The sequence below is a fragment of the Oerskovia paurometabola genome (assembly GCF_016907365.1).
Lineage (GTDB): Bacteria > Actinomycetota > Actinomycetes > Actinomycetales > Cellulomonadaceae > Oerskovia > Oerskovia paurometabola.
Genome location: NZ_JAFBBV010000001.1, coordinates 3,754,306 through 3,772,952, shown reverse-complemented (window position 1 = coordinate 3,772,952; position 18,647 = coordinate 3,754,306). Strand labels below are relative to the sequence as shown.

Here is an 18,647-nt window from a genome sequence, read left to right as displayed (position 1 = left end):
CACCGGAGCGCGTCACCCGGGCTGCTTAGCGTCGTTGTTGTCACCGGCGCTCGCTGGTGCCTCCGCGTTGACAGGATGGAAGAAGAGAGTGAAGCTCAGCCGATTCACCCGCGCAGGTTCCGCAGCAGCCATCGGCGTGCTCGCGTTGACGTTGGCAGCGTGCGGCTCGAACAGCACCGACTCCGGTGGTGGCGCTGCCACCGACGGCGCAGAGAACGGCTCGACCGAGGACCTCACGGGAACGCTTGCCGGCGCGGGCGCCTCGTCGCAGGAGAAGGCCGTGGCCGGCTGGATCGCCGGCTTCGGCGACATCGCCCCCGGCGTGACCCTCAGCTACGACGCGGTGGGCTCTGGCGGTGGCCGCGAGCAGTTCCTCTCCGGCGCGACGCAGTTCGCCGGCTCCGACGCCGCCCTCAAGGACGACGAGCTCGCGACCGCGACCGACCGCTGCTTCGGCGGCGAGGCCATCGAGGTGCCGCTGTACATCAGCCCCATCGCCGTGATCTACAACCTGCCCGGCCTCGACGCCGAGCACCTCAACCTCTCGGCCGAGACCCTCGCGAAGATCTTCAACCGCGAGATCACGGCCTGGAACGACCCGGCCATCGCTGCGGAGAACGAGGGCGTCACGCTCCCCAGCACCGCGATCATCCCCGTCAACCGCTCGGACGAGTCGGGCACGACGGAGAACTTCACCGAGTACCTCGCGGACGCCTCGAACGGCGCCTGGCCGCACGAGGCCAGCGGTGACTGGCCGCTGTCGGGCGGACAGTCCGGCCAGGGCACCCAGGGCGTCGTCGACACGGTCACGGGCGCCGAGGGTGCCATCGGGTACGCCGACGCCTCGCGCGCAGGCGACCTGGGCACCGCCGCGATCAAGGTCGGCGAGGAGTACGTGCCGTTCTCGCCCGAGGCCGCGGCCAAGGTCGTCGACGCCTCGCCGCGCGCCGCGGACGCGACCGACAAGCGCCTGGTCGTCGAGATCGACCGCACCACGACCGAGGCCGGCGCCTACCCGCTGGTCCTCATCTCCTACTCGATCGCGTGCGACACCTACGACAAGGCGGAGGACGCCGCCAACGTCAAGGCGTACCTGACCTACGTCGCCAGCGAGGAGGGCCAGGCTCGCGCCGCCGAGTCGTCCGTCGCCGGCTCCGCCCCGATCTCGGACGCGCTGCGCACCGAGGTCCAGGCAGCGCTCGACTCGATCAGCGTCAAGAGCTGACCGAACAGCTGAACACGGTCACTCACCCAGGGGCGGGTCACGTCGAGGCACTGCGCCCGACGCGGCCCGCCACGGGTGCGTGACCACCGCAAGCCCGTCCCACCACCGCCGCACCTCAGTCATCGGAGCATCAGTGGCCGTCACCTCTCCTCCCTCCACCCGAGCCGGGCTCGGGTCCGAACCCACGGTCCCCGTGACCAAGGGCGGCCTGGCGGGCCGCCTGTTCGCGGGCCTGTCGACGGGCGCCGGGATCCTCATCCTGCTCGTCCTCGCCGCGGTGGCCGTGTTCCTCGTCATCGAGGCCTGGCCGGCCCTGACGGCGAGCCCTGAGGAGCTCCAGGAGATCTCCTGGTTCAAGGCGGACTCGCTGCTCGCCTACATCGGCCCGCTGGTGTTCGGCACGCTCCTGGCCTCGATCCTGGCGCTGCTGATCGCCGTGCCGGTCTCGGTGGGCATCGCGCTGTTCATCTCGCACTACGCGCCGCGGCGCCTGGCGCAGGGCCTCGGCTACCTGATCGACCTCCTCGCGGCCATCCCGAGCGTCGTGTACGGCCTGTGGGGCGCGCTGTGGCTGCTCCCGATCCTCAACCCGTTCTTCACGTGGCTGAGCGGCACGCTCGGTTTCGTCCCCTTGTTCGAGGGCTACCAGGCCCCCGCGAAGAACATCATGTCGGCCTCGATCGTCCTGGCCGTCATGATCCTGCCGATCATCACGGCGGTCTCGCGCGAGGTGTTCCTCCAGACCCCGGTCCTGCACGAGGAGGCCTCGCTCGCGCTGGGCGCGACGCGCTGGGAGATGGTGCGCATGGCGGTCCTGCCGTTCGGCCGCTCTGGCGTGATCAGCGCGTCGATGCTGGGCCTGGGCCGCGCGCTCGGCGAGACCATGGCCGTGCTCATGGTCATCTCGCCCGGGTTCCTCTACTCGCTGTTCCTGCTCAAGCCGGGGCAGCAGCAGACGATCGCCGCGAACATCGCCTCGAAGTTCCCTGAGGCGAGCGGCCTCGCGGTGAGCACCCTCATCGCGACGGGGCTCGCGCTGTTCGTCATCACGTTCGTCGTCAACATGATCGCGCGCTGGATCATCGCGCGCCGCAAGGACTTCTCGGGAGCGAACTGATGACGGCCACCGACCTCACCCCCACCACGCCCGCCGCCCCCGACGGCTCGGGCTCCCTCCAGCTCGTCCCGACGCAGAAGCGCCTGCCCCGCTGGGCCCCCTGGGCCTTCGCCCTGGGTGGTGTCCTCGTCGCGTTCGCGATCCTCGCGGTCGCCGGGAAGCCGACCGTCGCGGGGGTGCTGGGCCTCGGCGCGGTGCTCTACGCCGTCGGGCTGACGGTGACCTCGCGGTTCGTCGAGGGCGCCCGTTGGGCGACCGACCGCCTCGCGACCACGCTCGTGACGTTCGCGTTCCTGCTCGCCCTGATCCCGCTCGTCTCGCTCCTGTGGATCGTGGTCACGCGCGGAGCCAAGCTCTTCGGGGCGACGTTCCTGTCGACCGACATGGTCGGCGTCTACGGCGACATGACGAGCGGCGGGATCTGGCACGCGATCGTCGGCACGCTCCTCATCACGGGGGCCGCGACGCTCATCTCGGTGCCGATCGGCCTGCTCACCGCGATCTACCTCGTCGAGTACGGGCGCGGCGCCCTCGCCCGCTGGATCACGTTCCTCGTGGACGTCATGACGGGCATCCCGTCGATCGTCGCGGGCCTGTTCGCCTTCTCGCTGTTCACGCTCGTCTTCGGCCCCGCGTACCGGGCCGGGATCATGGGCGCGGTCGCGCTGTCGCTGCTCATGACCCCGGTCGTGATCCGCTCGGTCGAGGAGATGCTGCGCCTGGTCCCCAACGAGCTGCGCGAGGCGTCGCTCGCGCTGGGCGTGCCCAAGTGGCTGACGATCGTCAAGGTCGTGCTGCGCACGTCGATCGCCGGCATCGTCACGGGCGTCATGCTCTCGATCGCCCGCGTGATCGGTGAGACCGCACCCCTGCTGCTCACGGTCGGCCTCATCACACAGGTCAACTGGGACCTGTTCGACGGACGTATGGCGACCCTCCCGGTCTTCGCCTACCGCCAGTACGAGCAGGGCGGCGTCGGGATCGACCGGGCCTGGGCCGCGGCCCTGACCCTGATCCTCATCGTCATGCTGCTCAACCTGATCGCCCGGCTCATCAGCCGCCTGTTCTCGCCCAAGACCGCTCGCTGAGCCGAGCCCACCAGCCCGGCCGGGCAGCGCACCCCGCGCGACCGGCCGCCGGAAGGAAGCACATCATGTCGAAGCGAATCGACGTCTCCGACCTCAACGTCTACTACGGCGACTTCCTCGCCGTGGAAGGCGTGACCATGGCGATCGAGCCGCGCTCGGTCACGGCGCTGATCGGCCCGTCGGGCTGCGGCAAGTCGACGTTCCTGCGCACGCTCAACCGCATGCACGAGGTCATCCCGGGCGCGCACGTCCAGGGCAAGGCCGTCATGGACGGCCAGGACCTCTACGCGCCCGACGTCGACCCGGTCGCCGTCCGTCGCCAGGTGGGCATGGTCTTCCAGCGGCCCAACCCGTTCCCGACCATGTCGATCAAGGAGAACGTCCTCGCGGGCGTGCGCCTCAACAACAAGCGCATCTCCAAGTCCGACGCCGAGGAGCTGGTCGAGACCTCGCTCCAGGGCGCGAACCTGTGGAACGAGGTCAAGGACCGCCTCGACCGCCCCGGGTCGGGCCTGTCCGGCGGGCAGCAGCAGCGCCTGTGCATCGCGCGCGCGATCGCGGTGCGCCCGCAGGTGCTCCTCATGGACGAGCCGTGCTCGGCGCTCGACCCGATCTCGACGCTCGCGATCGAGGACCTCATGGCCGAGCTCAAGGACGAGTACACGATCGTGATCGTCACGCACAACATGCAGCAGGCAGCCCGCGTGAGCGACCGCACGGCGTTCTTCAACATCGCGGGCACGGGCAAGCCGGGCCGCCTGATCGAGATGGGGGACACGGCGACGATGTTCTCGTCGCCGTCGGAGCAGGCCACGGAGGACTACATCTCGGGCCGCTTCGGGTGACCTGACCACGACGAAGAACGACGCCCGACGGCGAGGCTCCCTCCCGGAGGGGCCTCGCCGTCGGACGTCACGGGGAGTGCTAGACGGCAGCGCCCTCGAGCGTGCCCGTCACGGTGTCCTCGACCGGACCCACGAAGCACTGGATCGTGCGGTCGTCCGCCATGTCCCAGCTCTCCTGCGAGGGGAACATGGCCCAGAAGTCGAGCGTCGACTCCTCGTAGCTGAGGCCGACGAACTCCTCGAAGACCGAGTAGCAGTGCTCCATGCCGGTGTCGGAGACGGCCTGGTCGCCGGGGAACTCGCCGGCCGGGAGCTCGTGCTCGGCGTAGACCTCGCCCGTGTGGGGGTCGGCGCACGGCACGACGGGGAGCGACTCGTACTCGACGGTCTCCTCCGTCTCCGCGGGGGCGGACTCGTTGATGCAGTCGCCGAGCTGGAGCGAGAAGACGTCGGCGTCGGACGCCGCGGTGACCTCACCGCCCGGCTCGTCGCGCTGGGCCTCGGACGGGCCGGTGATCGAGTCGATGATCGCGCCGCACCCGGAGAGCAGGAGAGCGGAGGTCAGGAGGCCTGCGGCGACCGCGACGGTGCGGACGGAGCGAGGACGGGCTGTTGCCATGGAAGGCCGCTTCTACGAAGGGGAGGCCACGTCGGCCGATCCCGATGACCGGGATGTTACTGGCAGTAGCCGACAGTCGTCGTCGTGTACGGCGCACGAGCCCTGGAAGCACGACGGCGAGGCTCCCTCCAGGAGGGAGCCTCGCCGTCGGGCACGGCTCGTCGTCCCTCGCAGCGCCGGTGCCGGCAGGGGGACGAACCGTCAGCCGCCGATCAGGGCAGGTAGTCCTTGTACTCCTCGAGGGCGCCGTTGACGACCGGGACCTGAGCGGTCTCGGACTCGCCCGTGCTCGCGGTGACCGTGACGGAGATCGTCGCACCGGGCGCGGCGTCGATGTTCCCGAACTGCGCCTCGAAGCCGTCGTCGACGCTGAAGTAGACCGTCTCGCCGGCCTCGAGGGGGACGTCGACCGGGTCGGTGCCCTCGGGGGCGATGGTGATCTCGACGGGCTCGTCGGAGTCGTTCGCGGCGCCGCCCAGCAGCGTCCCCGGCTCGCCCTCGGCCTCCGAGACGATGAGCAGGTTCAGCGCCCGGACCTCGTCGGTCAGGTTGACGCGGATGCCGTCGGACGGCGAGTAGGCGATGTCCGTCGTGATGGGTGAGCAGGCCGACACGGCGACGGCGCTCGCCACGATCACGGGGATCGCGAGCATGAGCGACCGGCGCGGCGTGGTCGGGCGGGACGGGGTGCGGGTCACGTGCGCTCCAATGTGCTGCGGTCAGTCTCGGTGGGCCCAGGAGGCGTTGCCGGGCGGGCTCGTGCGCCGCCGGCGCCCCCCGGGCGCAGATGACCACAGCCTAGTCGCTCGCCGGGGGATCCGGCTCGGCGGTCTGCGGAGGGTCTCTCGAGGGCGGCAGGGGGCCCCGCTCGCGCGCTGCGGGCGGTCCGCAGGCATGGCGGGCGGTAGGTATTCGTGCCGGGCTGCTGGCCGGACCGTGGCGTGACCAGGAAAAACGCTGGCACGGTGCGCCTGCGGGCCGGGGCAGGGGCTCGGAACGGAGGTACCCCCCGTGGTAAGATCGACCTCCGCGAAAGGGGACATCTGCAGATGACGTTCACAGTAGGCGAGACCGTTGTCTACCCACATCACGGTGCCGCAAAGATCGAAGAGATCAAGACCCGCACCATCCGCGGGGAGGACAAGATCTACCTGAAGCTCAAGGTGGCTCAGGGCGACCTGACGATCGAGGTCCCGGCGGACAACGTCGACCTGGTGGGCGTCCGCGACGTCGTCGGCCAGGAAGGCCTCGACAAGGTCTTCGAAGTTCTTCGCGCACCATACACCGAAGAGCCGACCAACTGGTCGCGCCGCTACAAGGCCAACCTCGAGAAGCTGGCCTCGGGCGACGTGATCAAGGTGGCGGAGGTCGTCCGCGACCTCTCCCGGCGTGACGCGGACCGCGGCCTCTCGGCCGGGGAGAAGCGCATGCTGGCGAAGGCTCGACAGATCCTGGTCTCGGAGCTGGCCCTGGCCGAGCACACCGAGGAGGACAAGGCCGAGGCCATCCTCGACGAGGTCCTGGCTTCCTGAGCAGAGCCTCACCCACGCACCACCGACGACGCACGGACCTACCCGGTCCGTGCGTCGTCGTCGTTCACGGACGCCCCGCGCGAGGGTGCGCGAGAGCGGCTCCGCGCGACCGGTCGTCTCGTCAGCGGGCCGAGGACGGTCCGCAGGCCGAGATCGTCTACCGTGATCGGTGTGACGACCCTCGCCATCCTGACCGCCGCCGGATCCGGCACCCGCCTCGGTTTCGACCTTCCCAAGGCTCTCGTCCCGCTGCGCGGCCTCCCGCTCGTCCTGCACGCGGCCCGACGCCTGACCGCCTCGGGAGTGGTCGACGCTCTCGTCGTCACGGCACCGAACGGGCTCGTCTCGGTCATGTCGGACGTCCTGGAGCACGACCCGCACGTGAGCGTGCCCGTGGTCGTCGTCGCCGGCGGGACCACACGCCAGTCCTCGGTCGCGGCCGGGCTGACGCGGGCACGCGCGGACATCGACACGGTCGTGGTGCACGATGCCGCGCGCCCCCTCGCGCCGGCCGCGATGATCCGTCGGGTCGTCGAGACCGTCAAGGCCGGCCACCAGGCCGTCATCCCCGGGCTCCCCGTGATGGACACCGTCAAGATCCTGGCCCCGCGCGGCCCGGTGGAGGACGCCCGCGGCGCGCTGCCCGCAGGGGTCGAGCGGGTCGCCTCGACCCCGGCCCGGACGCTGCTGCGCGCGGTCCAGACCCCCCAGGCGTTCGACCGGGCGCTCCTGGTGCGCGCGCACTCCGCAGGCGCCGCGCGCGCCCGTACGGAGGCCACGGCGGCGACGGACGACGCCTCGCTCGTCGAGGCCCTGGGTGAGGACGTGTTCGTGGTCGACGGCGACGAGCTCGCGATGAAGGTCACGACCGCGCGCGACTTCTACTACATCGAGAAGCTGCTGACGGAGGACGGGCGATGAACCTCCCGCGGACCGGCATCGGGACCGACGTCCACGCGTACGCCCCTGTGGGCGAGGAACGCGACCTCTGGCTGGCGGGACTCCACTGGCCCGGAGAACGGGGCCTGGCAGGCCACTCGGACGCCGACGTGGCCGCGCACGCGGCCGCCGACGCCCTCTTCTCCGCAGCAGGGCTCGGGGACCTCGGCTCGAACTTCGGCACGAGCGCCCCCGAGTGGTCCGGAGCCAGCGGTGCGTCGTTGCTCGCCGAGGCCGCCCGACGGGTGCGCGCGGCGGGGTACGAGATCGGCAACGTGGCGGTCCAGGTCGTCGGCAACCGGCCCCGGCTCGGGCCGCGCCGTGCCGAGGGCGAGGCGGCGCTGAGTGCTGCCGCCGGCGCCCCCGTGACCCTCACGGCGACCACGACGGACGGGCTGGGGCTGACGGGGCGCGGTGAGGGCGTCGCGGCGCTCGCGACCGCCCTGGTCGTGCGCGCCGACTGACCGACCGGCCGGACGGCCCACCCGTCCCGGCCGCACCGGGGGGCGGACCAGGACATCAGCCCGCGGGCGTGACGACCAGGCTGTCGGTGACCGCGCGGGCCTGGGCCGCGCCCTCGGCGTCGCCCGTCGCGTAGGTCTCGGTGACGTAGACGAACGCCGACCCTGCGGGCGTCGGGACCTCGACGACCGTCTCGACCTGGGTCACGGGGATGCCGTCGACCGTGCGCGTGGCCCCGAGCCGGTAGGCGGGCAGACCCACGACCGTGACCGGGCCCGGCTGGGTCGGGTCCATCTGCACGTCGTCGGACGTCTGGAGAGCCTCGGCCGCCTCGGCGGTCCGCTCCGCGAGCGTCGCGGTGCCGGGCTCGCTCGTCGTGACGACGACGTTGGCCGTGAAGCCGGGGTCCCCGAAGGGGGTCGTCGACCGGACGACGAGCGGGGCGCTCTGCCCGGCGCGGTCCCAGGTCTCGGGGGTCGTCACGCTCGCGCCCACCGCGCTGTCGGGGACCTCGAAGGTCTGGGCGGTCGGGGCGGCGGGGGGAGCGCTCGTCCCGCACGCGGTGAGCAGTGCGCTCACGGTGGCGACGACCACGGCGACGGCGAGCGGGCGGCTCGGGTGGTGCACGGGGATCCTCTCGGCGACGGTCGGGCCCCTTCAGGGCCCCGGTCACAGCCTGCCACGTCCCGTCCACCAGCTGGACGCGAGATGGCCGGGGAAACGTCCCCCACGTGCGAAAATACGACATTGAAGGCATGGTGGACAGCGACGACGACGGCGCGTTCCTGCACCGTCGTGCTGCCGCTGCGTGGTCATGAGGGAGGTCGACGATGAACCGCATGTCGATCGAGGAACGTCGGGCGCAGATCGTCGACGCCGCGATGTCCATCGCCGTCCGGGACGGCGTCGAGGCCGTGACGGTCCGAGGCGTCGCGGCCGAGGCCGGGATCTCGTTGGGCACGGTGCACTACTGCTTCGAGGACAAGGACGCGATGCTCCGCGCCATGGGGCACAGCCTCGCGGTCGTCGCCTCGGAACCGGTCCGCATGGCGATGGACCCCACGAAGGACGTGTACGAGATCGCCCACGCGGCGGCCGACGGGCTGTGGGAGGGCCTGACACCGCGACGGCACATGCGCCTGCTGACGTTCGAGTTCGCGACCGCGGGCTCGCGCAACCGCGCGCTGCGCCCCGTGGCGAAGGCGCACCTCGAGCAGACCTGGGCCATGACGCAGGGCATCCTCGACCAGCTCTCGCGGATCGCGGGGATCACCTACTCGATCGACACGCCCTTCCTGTCGCGCATCGTCGCGGGCTACATCGACGGCATCGAGATCGCCTGGCTCGTCCAGCAGGACGACGACGCCGCGATCCGCAGCTTCCACGCGCTCGCGGACTACGTCCTGTCGCTCGTGGTGCACCCCGACGGGGCGGCTCCCGGCGCACGCCCGGTCGCTGGGCCTGGAGCACCGCCTGACGCAGGGCCCGACGCCGCCGCTCCCGCCGCGCGGTAGGCGCGCCTCAGCGCGGCCCGAAGACCTGGTCCGTGTACGGGTTGGCGAAGACGCCCGCAGGGTCGGCCTGCGCGCGGACCCGACGGAAGTCCTCGAAGCGCGGGTAGCGCTCGGCGAGGTCCGCGGCGCCGAGCGTGTGGAGCTTGCCCCAGTGCGGCCGACCGCCGACGCCCGCGACGATCTTCTCGACGCCCTCGAAGTAGCGTTCGTGCGGGAGCCGTGCGTACTGGTGGACCGCGACGTAGGCGCTGTCGCGGCCGTTGGCCGTGGAGAGCCACACGTCGTCAGCGGCCGCGAAGCGGACCTCGACCGGGAACGGGACGTTCTCGCCCGACGCCCGGACCCAGGCGTCGATCTCCTCGAGCACGTTCACGAGCTCGGCACGCGGCACCGCGTACTCCATCTCGCGGAAGCGCACGCGGCGCGGCGACACGAACACCTCGTGCGAGGGCGCGACGTACGTGCGCGGGGCGAGCGCTCGCGCCGACAGGGCGTTGATCCGCGGGGTCGCCCGGGGCGCCACGGTCGCCACGCGGTTGACGACCTCGAACAGCCCGTTGGACAGCAGCTCCTCGTCGACCCACGAGCGGGCGCGCGTCACGGCGCCGGGCCGCTCGCCGCGGGCCGTGCGCAGGACGGCAGCGGCCTCGTCGTCGGGTGCGAGGCGGTCGTTGCGCTTGGTGAGCGCTCGGCGCGTGTGCGGGAACCAGTAGAACTCGAAGTGGTCGTGCGCGTTCTCGAGGCCCTCGGCGTCCGTCCCGCCGCCGCGCCCGCCCGACGCCGTGCTGAGCTCCTCGAGGACCCGGTCGAGCGGCCAGGGCTCCTCCTGGGCGCGCAGGTGGAACGCGGGCACCACGTCGAGCGTCACCGCGGCCAGCACGCCCGTGCTGCCGAGGCCCAGGCGGCTCGCCTCGAACAGGTCGGGGTCCTGCTCGGGCGTCGCCTCGGTCACCGAGCCGTCGGCACCGACCACGCGCACGCCGCGCACCTGCGTCGCGAGCCCGCCGAGCGAGGCGCCCGTGCCGTGCGTGCCGGTCGAGATCGCGCCCGCGACCGACTGCCGGTCGATGTCCCCGAGGTTGCGCATCGCGAGGCCCGCGGACGCGAGCACCGCGTTGAGGCGGTGCAGGCGGATGCCGGCCCCCACGGTCACGCGCGCGCCGGTATCGGTCCGGGTCACGTCCTCGACGGTCCCGAGCGCGTCGAGGCTCACGAGCACTCCGTCGGTCACGGCGGCGCCCGTGAACGAGTGCCCCGCGCCGACGGCCCGTACCCGGTGGCCGTCGGCCGCGGCTCGTCGCACGACCTGGGAGAGCTCGTCGGTGTCGCGCGGGGCGGCACGGTGCAGGGGAACGGCGGTCTGGTTTCGCGCCCAGTTCGTCCATGAACCGGGAGCCTGCTGGCTCGTCACACCACGCACTGTCTCACGAGGGGTAGGTTTCTTTCCATGACGACGACGCCCGTGCAGCGCAGCGCGCAGGACCCGTCCACCCCGTCCTGGTCCCGGGGGCGGTCGAGCCCCGGGGGACAGGGAGCGCACGACGCGTCGGCCGCGGCCGAGGCCCGAACGCTCGGCGACCGGCTGTCGGCCGCGACCGAGCGCGTCCCGGGCCCCGTCGCGGTCGTCGACCTCGACGTGTTCGACGCCAACGCGCGTGACCTCCTGGCCCGTGCGGGCGGCGTGCCCGTGCGGCTCGCGTCCAAGTCGGTGCGCGTGCGCTCGCTCGTCCGGCGCGCGGGCGAGCTGGGCTTCGCGGGGATCATGGCGTACTCGCTCGCGGAGGCCCTGTGGCTCGTCGAGGAGGGCGCGCGCGACGTCCTGGTCGCGTACCCGACGGTCGACCGCCGGGCGCTCGCCGAGCTCGCCGCGGACCCGGCGGCACGCCGCGAGATCACCCTCATGGTCGACGACGTCGCGCAGGTCGCGCTCGTCGCCGCCGCGCTCGCGGGCCACCACCCGGGCGAGGACCGCGGCGGGGCGCCGGACGGGCCGCCCGTCCTGCTCTGCCTCGACGTCGACGCGTCGCTGCGCCTGGGCATCGGTCCGTTCACCGTCCACCTCGGGACCCGCCGCTCGCCCGTCCACACGGCCGCCGAGGCGCGGGCCCTCGCGCGGGTCGTCGCCGACACCCCCGGCCTGCGCGTGCGTGGCCTGATGTTCTACGAGGCGCAGGTCGCGGGCCTGCCCGACACGAGCCCCGCGGTACGGCTCGTCAAGAAGGCCTCGGTCGCGGACCTGGCCACGCGCCGGGCCGATGTGCTCGCGGCCGTGAGCGACGCCGTCGGGTACGAGCTGGACCTCGTGAACTCGGGCGGCACGGGGTCGCTCGAGACGTCCGCCTCGGACCCGGTCGTGACCGAGGTGACCTCTGGCTCGGGGCTGTACGTCCCCGGGCTGTTCGACGGCTACCGGTCGTTCGCCCCGCACCCGTCCGCGTACTTCGGGCTCGACGTGGTGCGCGTGCCCGCGCCCGGCTACGCGACCGCGTTCGCGGGCGGCTACGTGGCCTCGGGCCCCGCCGGGGCGCTGCGTGTGCCGCGCGTCGTCGAGCCCGGGTGGCGGCTCACGTCCTCGGAGGGCGTGGGCGAGGTCCAGACCCCGCTGCGGGCCACGCGCGGGGCCGAGCGACGGCTCGCCGTGGGCGACCGGGTCTGGTTCCGGCACGCCAAGGCCGGCGAGCTCATGGAGCGCTTCGACCGCGTGCACCTCGTGCGCGGCGACCAGGTGGTCGAGGAGGTCCCCACCTACCGGGGCGAGGGCAGGAACTTCGGCTAGCGGCGCCGTCGGGCACGGTGCGTGTCCAGGTGGTGAGAAGTCCGGTGTTTCGGGAATAGGCGTGCGGGCCGGGCGATTGAGCACGTCATGACGAGCCTTCCCGACGCCGCCAAGGCGCTCCTCGACGCCCCCGAGTTCGCGACCGTGGCCACGATCGAGGCCGACGGCAGCCCGCAGACCTCGGTCGTGTGGGTCGCGCGCGACGGCGACGACGTCCTCTTCTCGACGATCCACGGCCGCCGCAAGACCGACAACCTGCAGCGCGACCCGCGCCTGAGCGTGCTCGTCTACCCCCGCGAAGCGCCCTACCGGTACCTCGAGGTCCGCGGCGAGGCCGCGATCGAGGAAGACCCGTCCGCCTCGCTCATCCACGCCCTCGCCCAGAAGTACACGGGCGCCGAGCGCTACACGGGCGACGACGGCACCGACAACCGCCGCGTGGTCGTGCGCGTGCGCCCGACGAAGGTCCACTGGCGCGACTGACAGGGCTGCCCGACCCGCTCCGTCGGGTGAGGACGCGCACCCGGACGCCGCCCACGGGAGGGCGGGTTCTGCCGGGAGGGGTGCGCCCCGGTAACCTTGCGGGCGTGAGCCTTCGACTGTTCGACACCGCGACGCGGGACGTGCGCGCCTTCATCCCTCAGACCCAGGGTGAGGTCGGCATCTACCTGTGCGGGGCGACGGTCCAGTCGGCGCCGCACATCGGGCACATGCGCTCGGCCGTGGCCTTCGACGTGCTCGTGCGCTGGCTGCGCCGCACGGGCTCGCGCGTGACCCTCATCCGCAACGTCACCGACATCGACGACAAGATCCTCGCCAAGTCCGCCGACGCCGGCGAGCCCTGGTGGGCGTGGGCCGCGACCTACGAGCGCGAGTTCACCGCGGCCTACGACGCCCTGGGCGTCGCGCCGCCCACCTACGAGCCGCGCGCCACGGGGCACGTCACGGACATGGTCGAGCTCATGCAGCGGCTCGTCGACTCCGGTCACGCCTACACGACCGGACCCGGCGACGTGTGGTTCGACGTGCGCTCGTGGGCCGACTACGGCTCGCTCACCAACCAGCGGCTCGAGGACCTCACGCCTGCTCCCGCGGACTCGGCCGAGGAGTCCCTCAAGCGCGACCCCCGCGACTTCGCGCTCTGGAAGGCCCCCAAGCCCGGTGAGCCGGCCACGGCCTCGTGGGACACCCCGTTCGGGCGCGGACGCCCCGGCTGGCACCTCGAGTGCTCGGCCATGGCCCACCGCTACCTCGGCAGCACGTTCGACATCCACGGGGGCGGCCTCGACCTGCGGTTCCCGCACCACGAGAACGAGCAGGCCCAGTCCCGTGCCGCCGGCGACGGGTTCGCCCAGTACTGGCTCCACTCCGCGTGGGTCACGCAGGGCGGCGCCAAGATGAGCAAGTCCCTCGGCAACGGGCTGCTCGTGCGCGAGGTGCTCAGCACGACCACCCCGGCCGTGCTGCGCTACGCGCTCGCCGCGGTCCAGTACCGCTCGATGCTCGAGTGGACCCAGGACACCGTGACCGAGGCCGAGGCCACGTGGGAGCGGCTCAGCGGGTTCGTGCAGCGCGCGGGCGAGCGCGTCGGGACGATCGACGCGGTCGACGTGCGCCAGGCCGAGCTCCCGGCGGCCTTCGTGTCCGCGATGGACGACGACCTCAACGTGCCCGCGGCCCTCGCGGTCGTGCACGAGCACCTGCGCGCCGGGAACTCGGCGCTCGCCGACCGCTCGCCGGCCGCGGACGCCGTCGCGCGGCACCACCTCGTCGCCCTCCGGGCGATGCTCGACGTCCTGGGGCTCGACCCCGCGGGCGAGCAGTGGGCCGACGCCGGGGACACCCGGTACCGGCAGGCGCTCGACGCGGTCGTCACCGCCGAGCTCGACGCCCGCGCGCAGGCACGGGCCGCGCGCGACTTCGCCACCTCCGACGCGATCCGGGACCGCCTCGCGGTCGCCGGGGTCGTCGTCGAGGACTCCAGCGACGGGGCCCGCTGGTCCCTCGCTGCACGCCAGGGCACCTGACCCGGAACCCTGGCCCCACGGCAGGACGGGCCCACCCGGGCCCAGGGTCCGCCACCACAACTTCACTCGCACACATCGACCGACGGGGCAGACCCATGGCTGGAAACTCACAACGACGCGGCGCGACCCGCAGCAGCAACAAGAAGGGCGCCGTCGCCGGCACGGGCGGCAAGAACCGCCGCTCCCTCGAGGGCCGCGGCCCGACGCCCAAGGCCGAGGACCGCACCTACCACAAGGCCCACAAGGCCAAGGTCGCCGCCGAACGCCGCGACGCCACCTCGACGGGGCCGCGCGCGCACGACGCCAAGAGCGCGGCTCGTGGCGGGCGCCCGAGCGGGCGCACGCCGTCGCGCACGACGCGATCGAGCAGCGCGAACGAGGTCGTCAACGGCCGCAACGCCGTGCTCGAGGCCCTCCGGGCGTACATCCCCGTCTCCGCGGTGTACATCGCCACGCGCCTCGAGGCCGACGACCGCACCAAGGAGATCCTGAACATCGCCTCCGGGCGCGGGTACAACCTCCTCGAGGTCACCAAGGCCGAGCTCGACCGCATGACCGACGGCTCGGTCCACCAGGGCGTCGCGATCCAGGTCCCGCCCTACGACTACGCCGACCCCGAGGACCTCCTCGACCGTGCGCACGAGGCCGGCGAGCCCCCGCTCATCGTCGCCCTCGACGGCGTGACCGACCCGCGCAACCTCGGCGCCGTGCTGCGCTCCGCGGGCGCGTTCGGGGCGCACGGCGTCCTGGTGCCCGAGCGTCGCGCGGCCGGCGTCACGGCGTCCGCGTGGAAGGTCTCCGCGGGAGCCGCGGCGCGCGTGCCCGTGGCCCGCGCGACCAACCTCGTGCGCACGCTCACCGAGTACAAGGCCGCGGGCTGCTTCATCGTGGGGCTCGACGGCGGCGGCCCGGTCGCCGTGGGCGAGCTCGCGTTCGGCAAGGACCCGCTCGTGCTCGTCGTCGGGTCCGAGGGCAAGGGCCTCTCGCGCCTCGTGCGCGAGACGTGCGACGTCGTCGCCTCGATCCCGATCCTCTCGGACGTCGAGTCGCTCAACGCCGGCGTCGCCGCCGGGATCTCGCTGTACGAGGTCGCGCGCCTGCGCTCCGCGGAGGACTGAGACACCGCGCCTCGTTCGTCCAGGGCGCCCCGTCGCACCACCATCCCGGTGGGGCGACGGGGCGCCCTGCGTCGTCGGGAGCCGGGCGGTGCCGGGCGTGCGGGTGCGCCCTGGGACGGCCCGGGGGATGCTCGCGGGATGGACCCTCAGCCCGTGCACCGGCACTACAGGGTGCTGCTCCTGGTGCTGACGTTCTCGACGGGCATCATCGACGGCATCTGCTACCTGGCCCTCGACCAGGTCTTCACGGCCAACATGACCGGCAACGTGCTGATCCTCGGGATGGGGCTCGCGGGCGGCCCGGACGTGCCCACCGCCGGGCCGCTCGTCGCGCTCGCGGCGTACGTCGCGGGGGCGGCAGTCGCGGGGTTCGCGTTCAGGAACCAGAGGGCAGGCTGGCACCGGACGACGACGGGCCTGTTCGCGGGCGTCGGCGTCGGGGTGCTCGCGGCATCCGCCGTGGCCGCGGCGGTGGGCACCCCGAGGGGCTGGCACCTGCTCGTGGTCGTGGCCGTGCTGGGAGTCTCGATGGGGGTCCAGGCGGCGACCGCCCGACACCTGTCCGTCAAGGACCTGACGACCACCGTGGTCACCTCGACGCTCACGGGACTGGCCGCGGACTCCTTCCAGGGCAGCCACGGGCGCGAGGCCTGGGTCAGGCGGGTCTCGGCGGTCGTCGCGCTCGGGAGCGGCGCCGCCGTGGGGGCGCTCGTGCTGCGCGCGGGAACCGGGGCAGCGCTGGTGGTGCCGGGCGCGATCGCGCTGGGCACGGCGATCGTGGGCGAGACCTACCGGCGCCGGGACCTCGCGGGGATGCGTTCGGCGCCCTCGCCAGGGCCGTCAGGACAGGAGTGAGGGGGCTGCCTGCCTCCCGACGCCCCGCCCCGATCACTCCTGGCGGTCGACCTCGCCCGGCGCGAGGCCCAGGATCGCCTTCTCGTCGGGTCGGTGCCGGAGCACGTTCTCGACGTAGGACGCCGTGGCCTCGGGCATGGGGATGTCCCGGCCGGCCTTCTCCGAGATGAACCAGCGGTGGTCGAGGATCTCGTGGAAGAGCTGGGCGGGCTGCAGCTTGCGCCGCAGGTCGCGCGGGACAGCCTGGATCGTGGGCTCGAAGACCCCGCTGAGCCAGTCGTGCGCGACGAACTCCTCGTCGTCGTTCTGGCGCTCGGCGGCCGCACGGTAGGAGTCGAGGTCGTTGAGCAGGCGGCGGGCCTGGTTCTCCTGGACGTCCAGGCCGGTGAGGCGCAGCAGGCGGCGCGCGTGGTGGCCCGCGTCGACGACCTTGGGCTGGATCTGGACGGTCGTGCCGTCGATGTCGGTCGTGATGGCGAGCTCGCCCACGTCGAAGCCCAGGTTGTTGAGCCGGTCGATGCGCGCGGCGACGCGCCAGCGCTCGTCCGAGGCGAAGGTCTCGGCGTTGGTCAGGGCGTCCCAGAGCTCGTTGTAGCGTGCGACGAGCGCGTCGCCCACGAGGATCTCGTCGATGTCCTCGTCGAGCAGCTCGCCCGCGGACAGGTCCATGAGCTCGCCGATGATGTTCGTCCGCGCGAGGTCCACGTCGTAGTTGCGCTGGCCGGGGCTCAGCTCGCGGTGCAGGTCACCCGTCTCGGCGTCCACGAGGTACGCGGCGAAGGTCTCGGCGTCGCGGCGGAAGAGCGTGTTGGACAGCGACACGTCGCCCCAGTAGAAGCCGACGAGGTGCAGCCGCACGAGCAGCACCGCGAGGGCGTCGATGAGGCGCGTCGCGGTGTCGGGCTGCAGGGCCTGGCTGAACAGCGCGCGGTAGGGCAGCGAGAACTGCAGGTGCTCGGTGATGAGCACGGCCTCGAGGCGTTCGCCGTGCGCGTCGCTCCGGCCTGTGATGACTCCCACGGGCACGACGCTGGGGACGTCGAGACGGCTGAGCTGGCGCAGCAGCTCGTACTCGCGGTACGCGACGGACTCGCCGATCTCCTTGATCGCGATGACGCGGCCCGACAGGCGCACGAAGCGCACGATGTGGCGCGAGATCCCGCGGGGGAGGGCGGCGAGGACGCTGTCCGGCCACTCCTCCAGGGGGATGTCCCAGGGGAGGTCGAGCAGTGCTGGGTCGGGGGCTGACGCGGTGATCTGCAGGTTCTGCACCATGACAGGTCCTTTCTCCGCGGTGGCCGTTCGCGTGCGGGGGCGTGGTGGCGCGGACGTTCCGCACCACCGGGAAGGATATGCGAAAGGGGCGGACCCGGCTGTCGCCGAGCCCGCCCCGTGTCGCTGTGGGTCAGCTGAGACGCAGGCCCGTCGCGGTCGAGAAGATGTGCGTGTTGCCCGGGCGGATCGCCACGTAGATGCGCTCGCCCTTGGCGGGCACGTTGCGCGGGTCGACGCGGACGATGATCTGGTTGTCGCCGGCACCCGAGTGGATGTCCGCGTTGGTCGCCAGGTCGCCCTTGAGGGTGCCGTAGACGAACGCGTCGGAGCCGAGCTCCTCGACGATGTTGACCTCGACCGGGAAGGCGCTCTCGTTGGCCTGCGAGGTGACCTCGAGCGCCTCGGGGCGGAAGCCGAGCGTGATCTTGCCCTTGTCGGCGTCGGTGAGCTTGGCGGCGACCTCGCGCTCGAGCGGGATGCGGGCCGGGCCGACCTCGGCCAGGCCGTTGTTCACGGCGAACGTGCCGAGGTTCATCGCGGGCGAGCCGATGAAGCCGGCGACGAAGACGTTGGCGGGGGTGTCGTACATGTCGCGCGGCGTGCCGACCTGCTGCAGGAGACCGTCCTTGAGGACCGCGATGCGGTCGCCCATGGTGAGGGCCTCGGTCTGGTCGTGCGTGACGTAGACGGTCGTGACACCGAGGCGACGCTGGAGCGACGCGATCTGCGTACGGGTCTGGACGCGGAGCTTGGCGTCGAGGTTCGACAGCGGCTCGTCCATGAGGAACACCTGGGGCTGACGGACGATCGCGCGGCCCATGGCGACACGCTGACGCTGACCACCGGAGAGAGCCTTGGGCTTGCGGTCCAGGTACTCGGTGAGGTCGAGGATCTTCGCGGCCTCCTCGACACGCTGGCGGATGTCCGCCTTGGGCGTGCCGGCGATCTTCAGCGCGAAGCCCATGTTGTCCGCGACGGACATGTGGGGGTACAGCGCGTAGTTCTGGAACACCATCGCGATGTCGCGGTCCTTGGGCTGCACGTCGGTGACGTCGCGGTCACCGATGAAGATGTGCCCGCCGTTGACGTCCTCGAGGCCCGCGAGCATGCGGAGCGACGTCGACTTGCCACAACCCGAGGGGCCGACGAGGACGAGGAACTCGCCGTCCTCGATGTGCAGGTTGAGCTGGTCCACCGCAGGGCGCTCGGTCCCCGGGTAGAGCCGCGTTGCGTGGTCGAAAGTGACCGTAGCCAT

General features: G+C 72.4%; 19 protein-coding genes. 13 read left to right on the top strand and 6 right to left on the bottom strand.

Annotated elements, in window-relative coordinates:
- Nucleotides 1–88: 88 nt before the first annotated feature.
- The 4 genes from pstS to pstB all read left to right on the top strand — a co-directional run bounded on the left by pstS (nt 89) and on the right by pstB (nt 4,275).
- Complete coding sequence (gene pstS / locus JOD48_RS16800; RefSeq protein ID WP_204809860.1) at nt 89–1,225, top strand: phosphate ABC transporter substrate-binding protein PstS; 1,137 nt, start codon at nt 89–91, stop codon at nt 1,223–1,225.
- Nucleotides 1,226–1,358: 133 nt separating this feature from the next.
- A complete protein-coding gene (gene pstC, locus JOD48_RS16795; protein ID WP_204809859.1) occupies nt 1,359–2,342 on the top strand; it encodes a phosphate ABC transporter permease subunit PstC in 984 nt (327 codons plus the stop codon).
- Complete coding sequence (pstA, locus tag JOD48_RS16790; protein WP_191789558.1) at nt 2,342–3,430, top strand: phosphate ABC transporter permease PstA; 1,089 nt, start codon at nt 2,342–2,344, stop codon at nt 3,428–3,430. The genes pstC and pstA overlap by 1 nt, the downstream gene beginning before the upstream one ends.
- 65 nt (nt 3,431–3,495) lie before the next feature.
- On the top strand, nt 3,496–4,275 hold the full coding sequence (gene pstB, locus JOD48_RS16785; RefSeq protein WP_191789557.1) for a phosphate ABC transporter ATP-binding protein PstB: 780 nt from the start codon (nt 3,496–3,498) through the stop codon (nt 4,273–4,275).
- A gap of 79 nt (nt 4,276–4,354) precedes the next feature.
- Here the strand turns inward: pstB and JOD48_RS16780 are convergent, their stop codons facing one another.
- Both JOD48_RS16780 and JOD48_RS16775 read right to left on the bottom strand, forming a co-directional pair.
- Nucleotides 4,355–4,894 carry a septum formation family protein gene (locus JOD48_RS16780; protein ID WP_204809858.1) on the bottom strand — a complete coding sequence of 180 codons (540 nt, stop codon included), beginning with the start codon at nt 4,892–4,894 and terminating at the stop codon, nt 4,355–4,357.
- A gap of 212 nt (nt 4,895–5,106) precedes the next feature.
- Nucleotides 5,107–5,592: a hypothetical protein gene (locus tag JOD48_RS16775; RefSeq protein ID WP_191789555.1), complete on the bottom strand. Its 486-nt coding sequence runs from the start codon at nt 5,590–5,592 to the stop codon at nt 5,107–5,109.
- A 351-nt stretch (nt 5,593–5,943) separates the two neighbouring features.
- On the opposite strand from JOD48_RS16775, the gene JOD48_RS16770 reads away from it, so the two are divergent.
- From JOD48_RS16770 to ispF, 3 genes are all read left to right on the top strand, one after another.
- A complete protein-coding gene (locus tag JOD48_RS16770) occupies nt 5,944–6,426 on the top strand; it encodes a CarD family transcriptional regulator (RefSeq protein ID WP_030144079.1) in 483 nt (160 codons plus the stop codon).
- A 171-nt stretch (nt 6,427–6,597) separates the two neighbouring features.
- A complete protein-coding gene (gene ispD / locus JOD48_RS16765; RefSeq protein WP_204809857.1) occupies nt 6,598–7,347 on the top strand; it encodes a 2-C-methyl-D-erythritol 4-phosphate cytidylyltransferase in 750 nt (249 codons plus the stop codon).
- Nucleotides 7,344–7,829, top strand: coding sequence for a 2-C-methyl-D-erythritol 2,4-cyclodiphosphate synthase (ispF, locus tag JOD48_RS16760; protein ID WP_204809856.1), 486 nt, complete (start codon nt 7,344–7,346; stop codon nt 7,827–7,829). Before ispD ends, ispF begins: the two co-directional genes overlap by 4 nt.
- Before the next feature lie 55 nt (nt 7,830–7,884).
- Here the strand turns inward: ispF and JOD48_RS16755 are convergent, their stop codons facing one another.
- Nucleotides 7,885–8,454: a hypothetical protein gene (locus tag JOD48_RS16755; protein WP_204809855.1), complete on the bottom strand. Its 570-nt coding sequence runs from the start codon at nt 8,452–8,454 to the stop codon at nt 7,885–7,887.
- Nucleotides 8,455–8,657: 203 nt separating this feature from the next.
- On the opposite strand from JOD48_RS16755, the gene JOD48_RS16750 reads away from it, so the two are divergent.
- On the top strand, nt 8,658–9,341 hold the full coding sequence (locus tag JOD48_RS16750) for a TetR/AcrR family transcriptional regulator (protein ID WP_191789551.1): 684 nt from the start codon (nt 8,658–8,660) through the stop codon (nt 9,339–9,341).
- Between the two features lie 7 nt (nt 9,342–9,348).
- Here JOD48_RS16750 and JOD48_RS16745 read toward each other — a convergent pair whose 3' ends face one another.
- The gene (locus JOD48_RS16745; RefSeq protein WP_204809854.1) at nt 9,349–10,752 is read right to left on the bottom strand and encodes a D-arabinono-1,4-lactone oxidase; all 1,404 of its coding nucleotides are present in this window, start codon (nt 10,750–10,752) and stop codon (nt 9,349–9,351) included.
- A 36-nt stretch (nt 10,753–10,788) separates the two neighbouring features.
- On the opposite strand from JOD48_RS16745, the gene JOD48_RS16740 reads away from it, so the two are divergent.
- The 5 genes from JOD48_RS16740 to JOD48_RS16720 all read left to right on the top strand — a co-directional run bounded on the left by JOD48_RS16740 (nt 10,789) and on the right by JOD48_RS16720 (nt 16,117).
- Complete coding sequence (locus JOD48_RS16740) at nt 10,789–12,117, top strand: alanine racemase (RefSeq protein WP_191789549.1); 1,329 nt, start codon at nt 10,789–10,791, stop codon at nt 12,115–12,117.
- Between the two features lie 87 nt (nt 12,118–12,204).
- Complete coding sequence (locus JOD48_RS16735; protein WP_204809853.1) at nt 12,205–12,600, top strand: PPOX class F420-dependent oxidoreductase; 396 nt, start codon at nt 12,205–12,207, stop codon at nt 12,598–12,600.
- Nucleotides 12,601–12,704: 104 nt separating this feature from the next.
- A complete protein-coding gene (gene cysS / locus JOD48_RS16730; RefSeq protein ID WP_204809852.1) occupies nt 12,705–14,144 on the top strand; it encodes a cysteine--tRNA ligase in 1,440 nt (479 codons plus the stop codon).
- A gap of 95 nt (nt 14,145–14,239) precedes the next feature.
- Nucleotides 14,240–15,262: a 23S rRNA (guanosine(2251)-2'-O)-methyltransferase RlmB gene (gene rlmB / locus JOD48_RS16725; RefSeq protein WP_191789546.1), complete on the top strand. Its 1,023-nt coding sequence runs from the start codon at nt 14,240–14,242 to the stop codon at nt 15,260–15,262.
- Nucleotides 15,263–15,400: 138 nt separating this feature from the next.
- Nucleotides 15,401–16,117, top strand: coding sequence for a DUF1275 family protein (locus tag JOD48_RS16720; RefSeq protein WP_191789545.1), 717 nt, complete (start codon nt 15,401–15,403; stop codon nt 16,115–16,117).
- Between the two features lie 33 nt (nt 16,118–16,150).
- Here JOD48_RS16720 and JOD48_RS16715 read toward each other — a convergent pair whose 3' ends face one another.
- Both JOD48_RS16715 and JOD48_RS16710 read right to left on the bottom strand, forming a co-directional pair.
- Nucleotides 16,151–17,392, bottom strand: a complete 1,242-nt coding sequence (locus tag JOD48_RS16715; RefSeq protein WP_204809851.1) for a DUF4032 domain-containing protein — start codon at nt 17,390–17,392, stop codon at nt 16,151–16,153.
- A gap of 130 nt (nt 17,393–17,522) precedes the next feature.
- Nucleotides 17,523–18,647, bottom strand: coding sequence for an ABC transporter ATP-binding protein (locus tag JOD48_RS16710; RefSeq protein ID WP_191789543.1), 1,125 nt, complete (start codon nt 18,645–18,647; stop codon nt 17,523–17,525).

Excerpts from the sequence above, each read along its gene's own strand:
- JOD48_RS16735 (WP_204809853.1), top strand. The coding sequence starts at position 12,205 with ATGACGAGCCTTCCCGACGCCGCCAAGGCGCTCCTCGACGCCCCCGAG.
- JOD48_RS16750 (WP_191789551.1), top strand. The coding sequence starts at position 8,658 with ATGAACCGCATGTCGATCGAGGAACGTCGGGCGCAGATCGTCGACGCC.
- rlmB (WP_191789546.1), top strand. The coding sequence starts at position 14,240 with ATGGCTGGAAACTCACAACGACGCGGCGCGACCCGCAGCAGCAACAAG.
- pstA (WP_191789558.1), top strand. The coding sequence starts at position 2,342 with ATGACGGCCACCGACCTCACCCCCACCACGCCCGCCGCCCCCGACGGC.
- JOD48_RS16720 (WP_191789545.1), top strand. The coding sequence starts at position 15,401 with ATGGACCCTCAGCCCGTGCACCGGCACTACAGGGTGCTGCTCCTGGTG.
- JOD48_RS16770 (WP_030144079.1), top strand. The coding sequence starts at position 5,944 with ATGACGTTCACAGTAGGCGAGACCGTTGTCTACCCACATCACGGTGCC.
- JOD48_RS16780 (WP_204809858.1), bottom strand. The coding sequence starts at position 4,894 with ATGGCAACAGCCCGTCCTCGCTCCGTCCGCACCGTCGCGGTCGCCGCA.
- pstB (WP_191789557.1), top strand. The coding sequence starts at position 3,496 with ATGTCGAAGCGAATCGACGTCTCCGACCTCAACGTCTACTACGGCGAC.
- ispF (WP_204809856.1), top strand. The coding sequence starts at position 7,344 with ATGAACCTCCCGCGGACCGGCATCGGGACCGACGTCCACGCGTACGCC.
- JOD48_RS16715 (WP_204809851.1), bottom strand. The coding sequence starts at position 17,392 with ATGGTGCAGAACCTGCAGATCACCGCGTCAGCCCCCGACCCAGCACTG.
- JOD48_RS16740 (WP_191789549.1), top strand. The coding sequence starts at position 10,789 with ATGACGACGACGCCCGTGCAGCGCAGCGCGCAGGACCCGTCCACCCCG.
- JOD48_RS16710 (WP_191789543.1), bottom strand. The coding sequence starts at position 18,647 with ATGGCTACGGTCACTTTCGACCACGCAACGCGGCTCTACCCGGGGACC.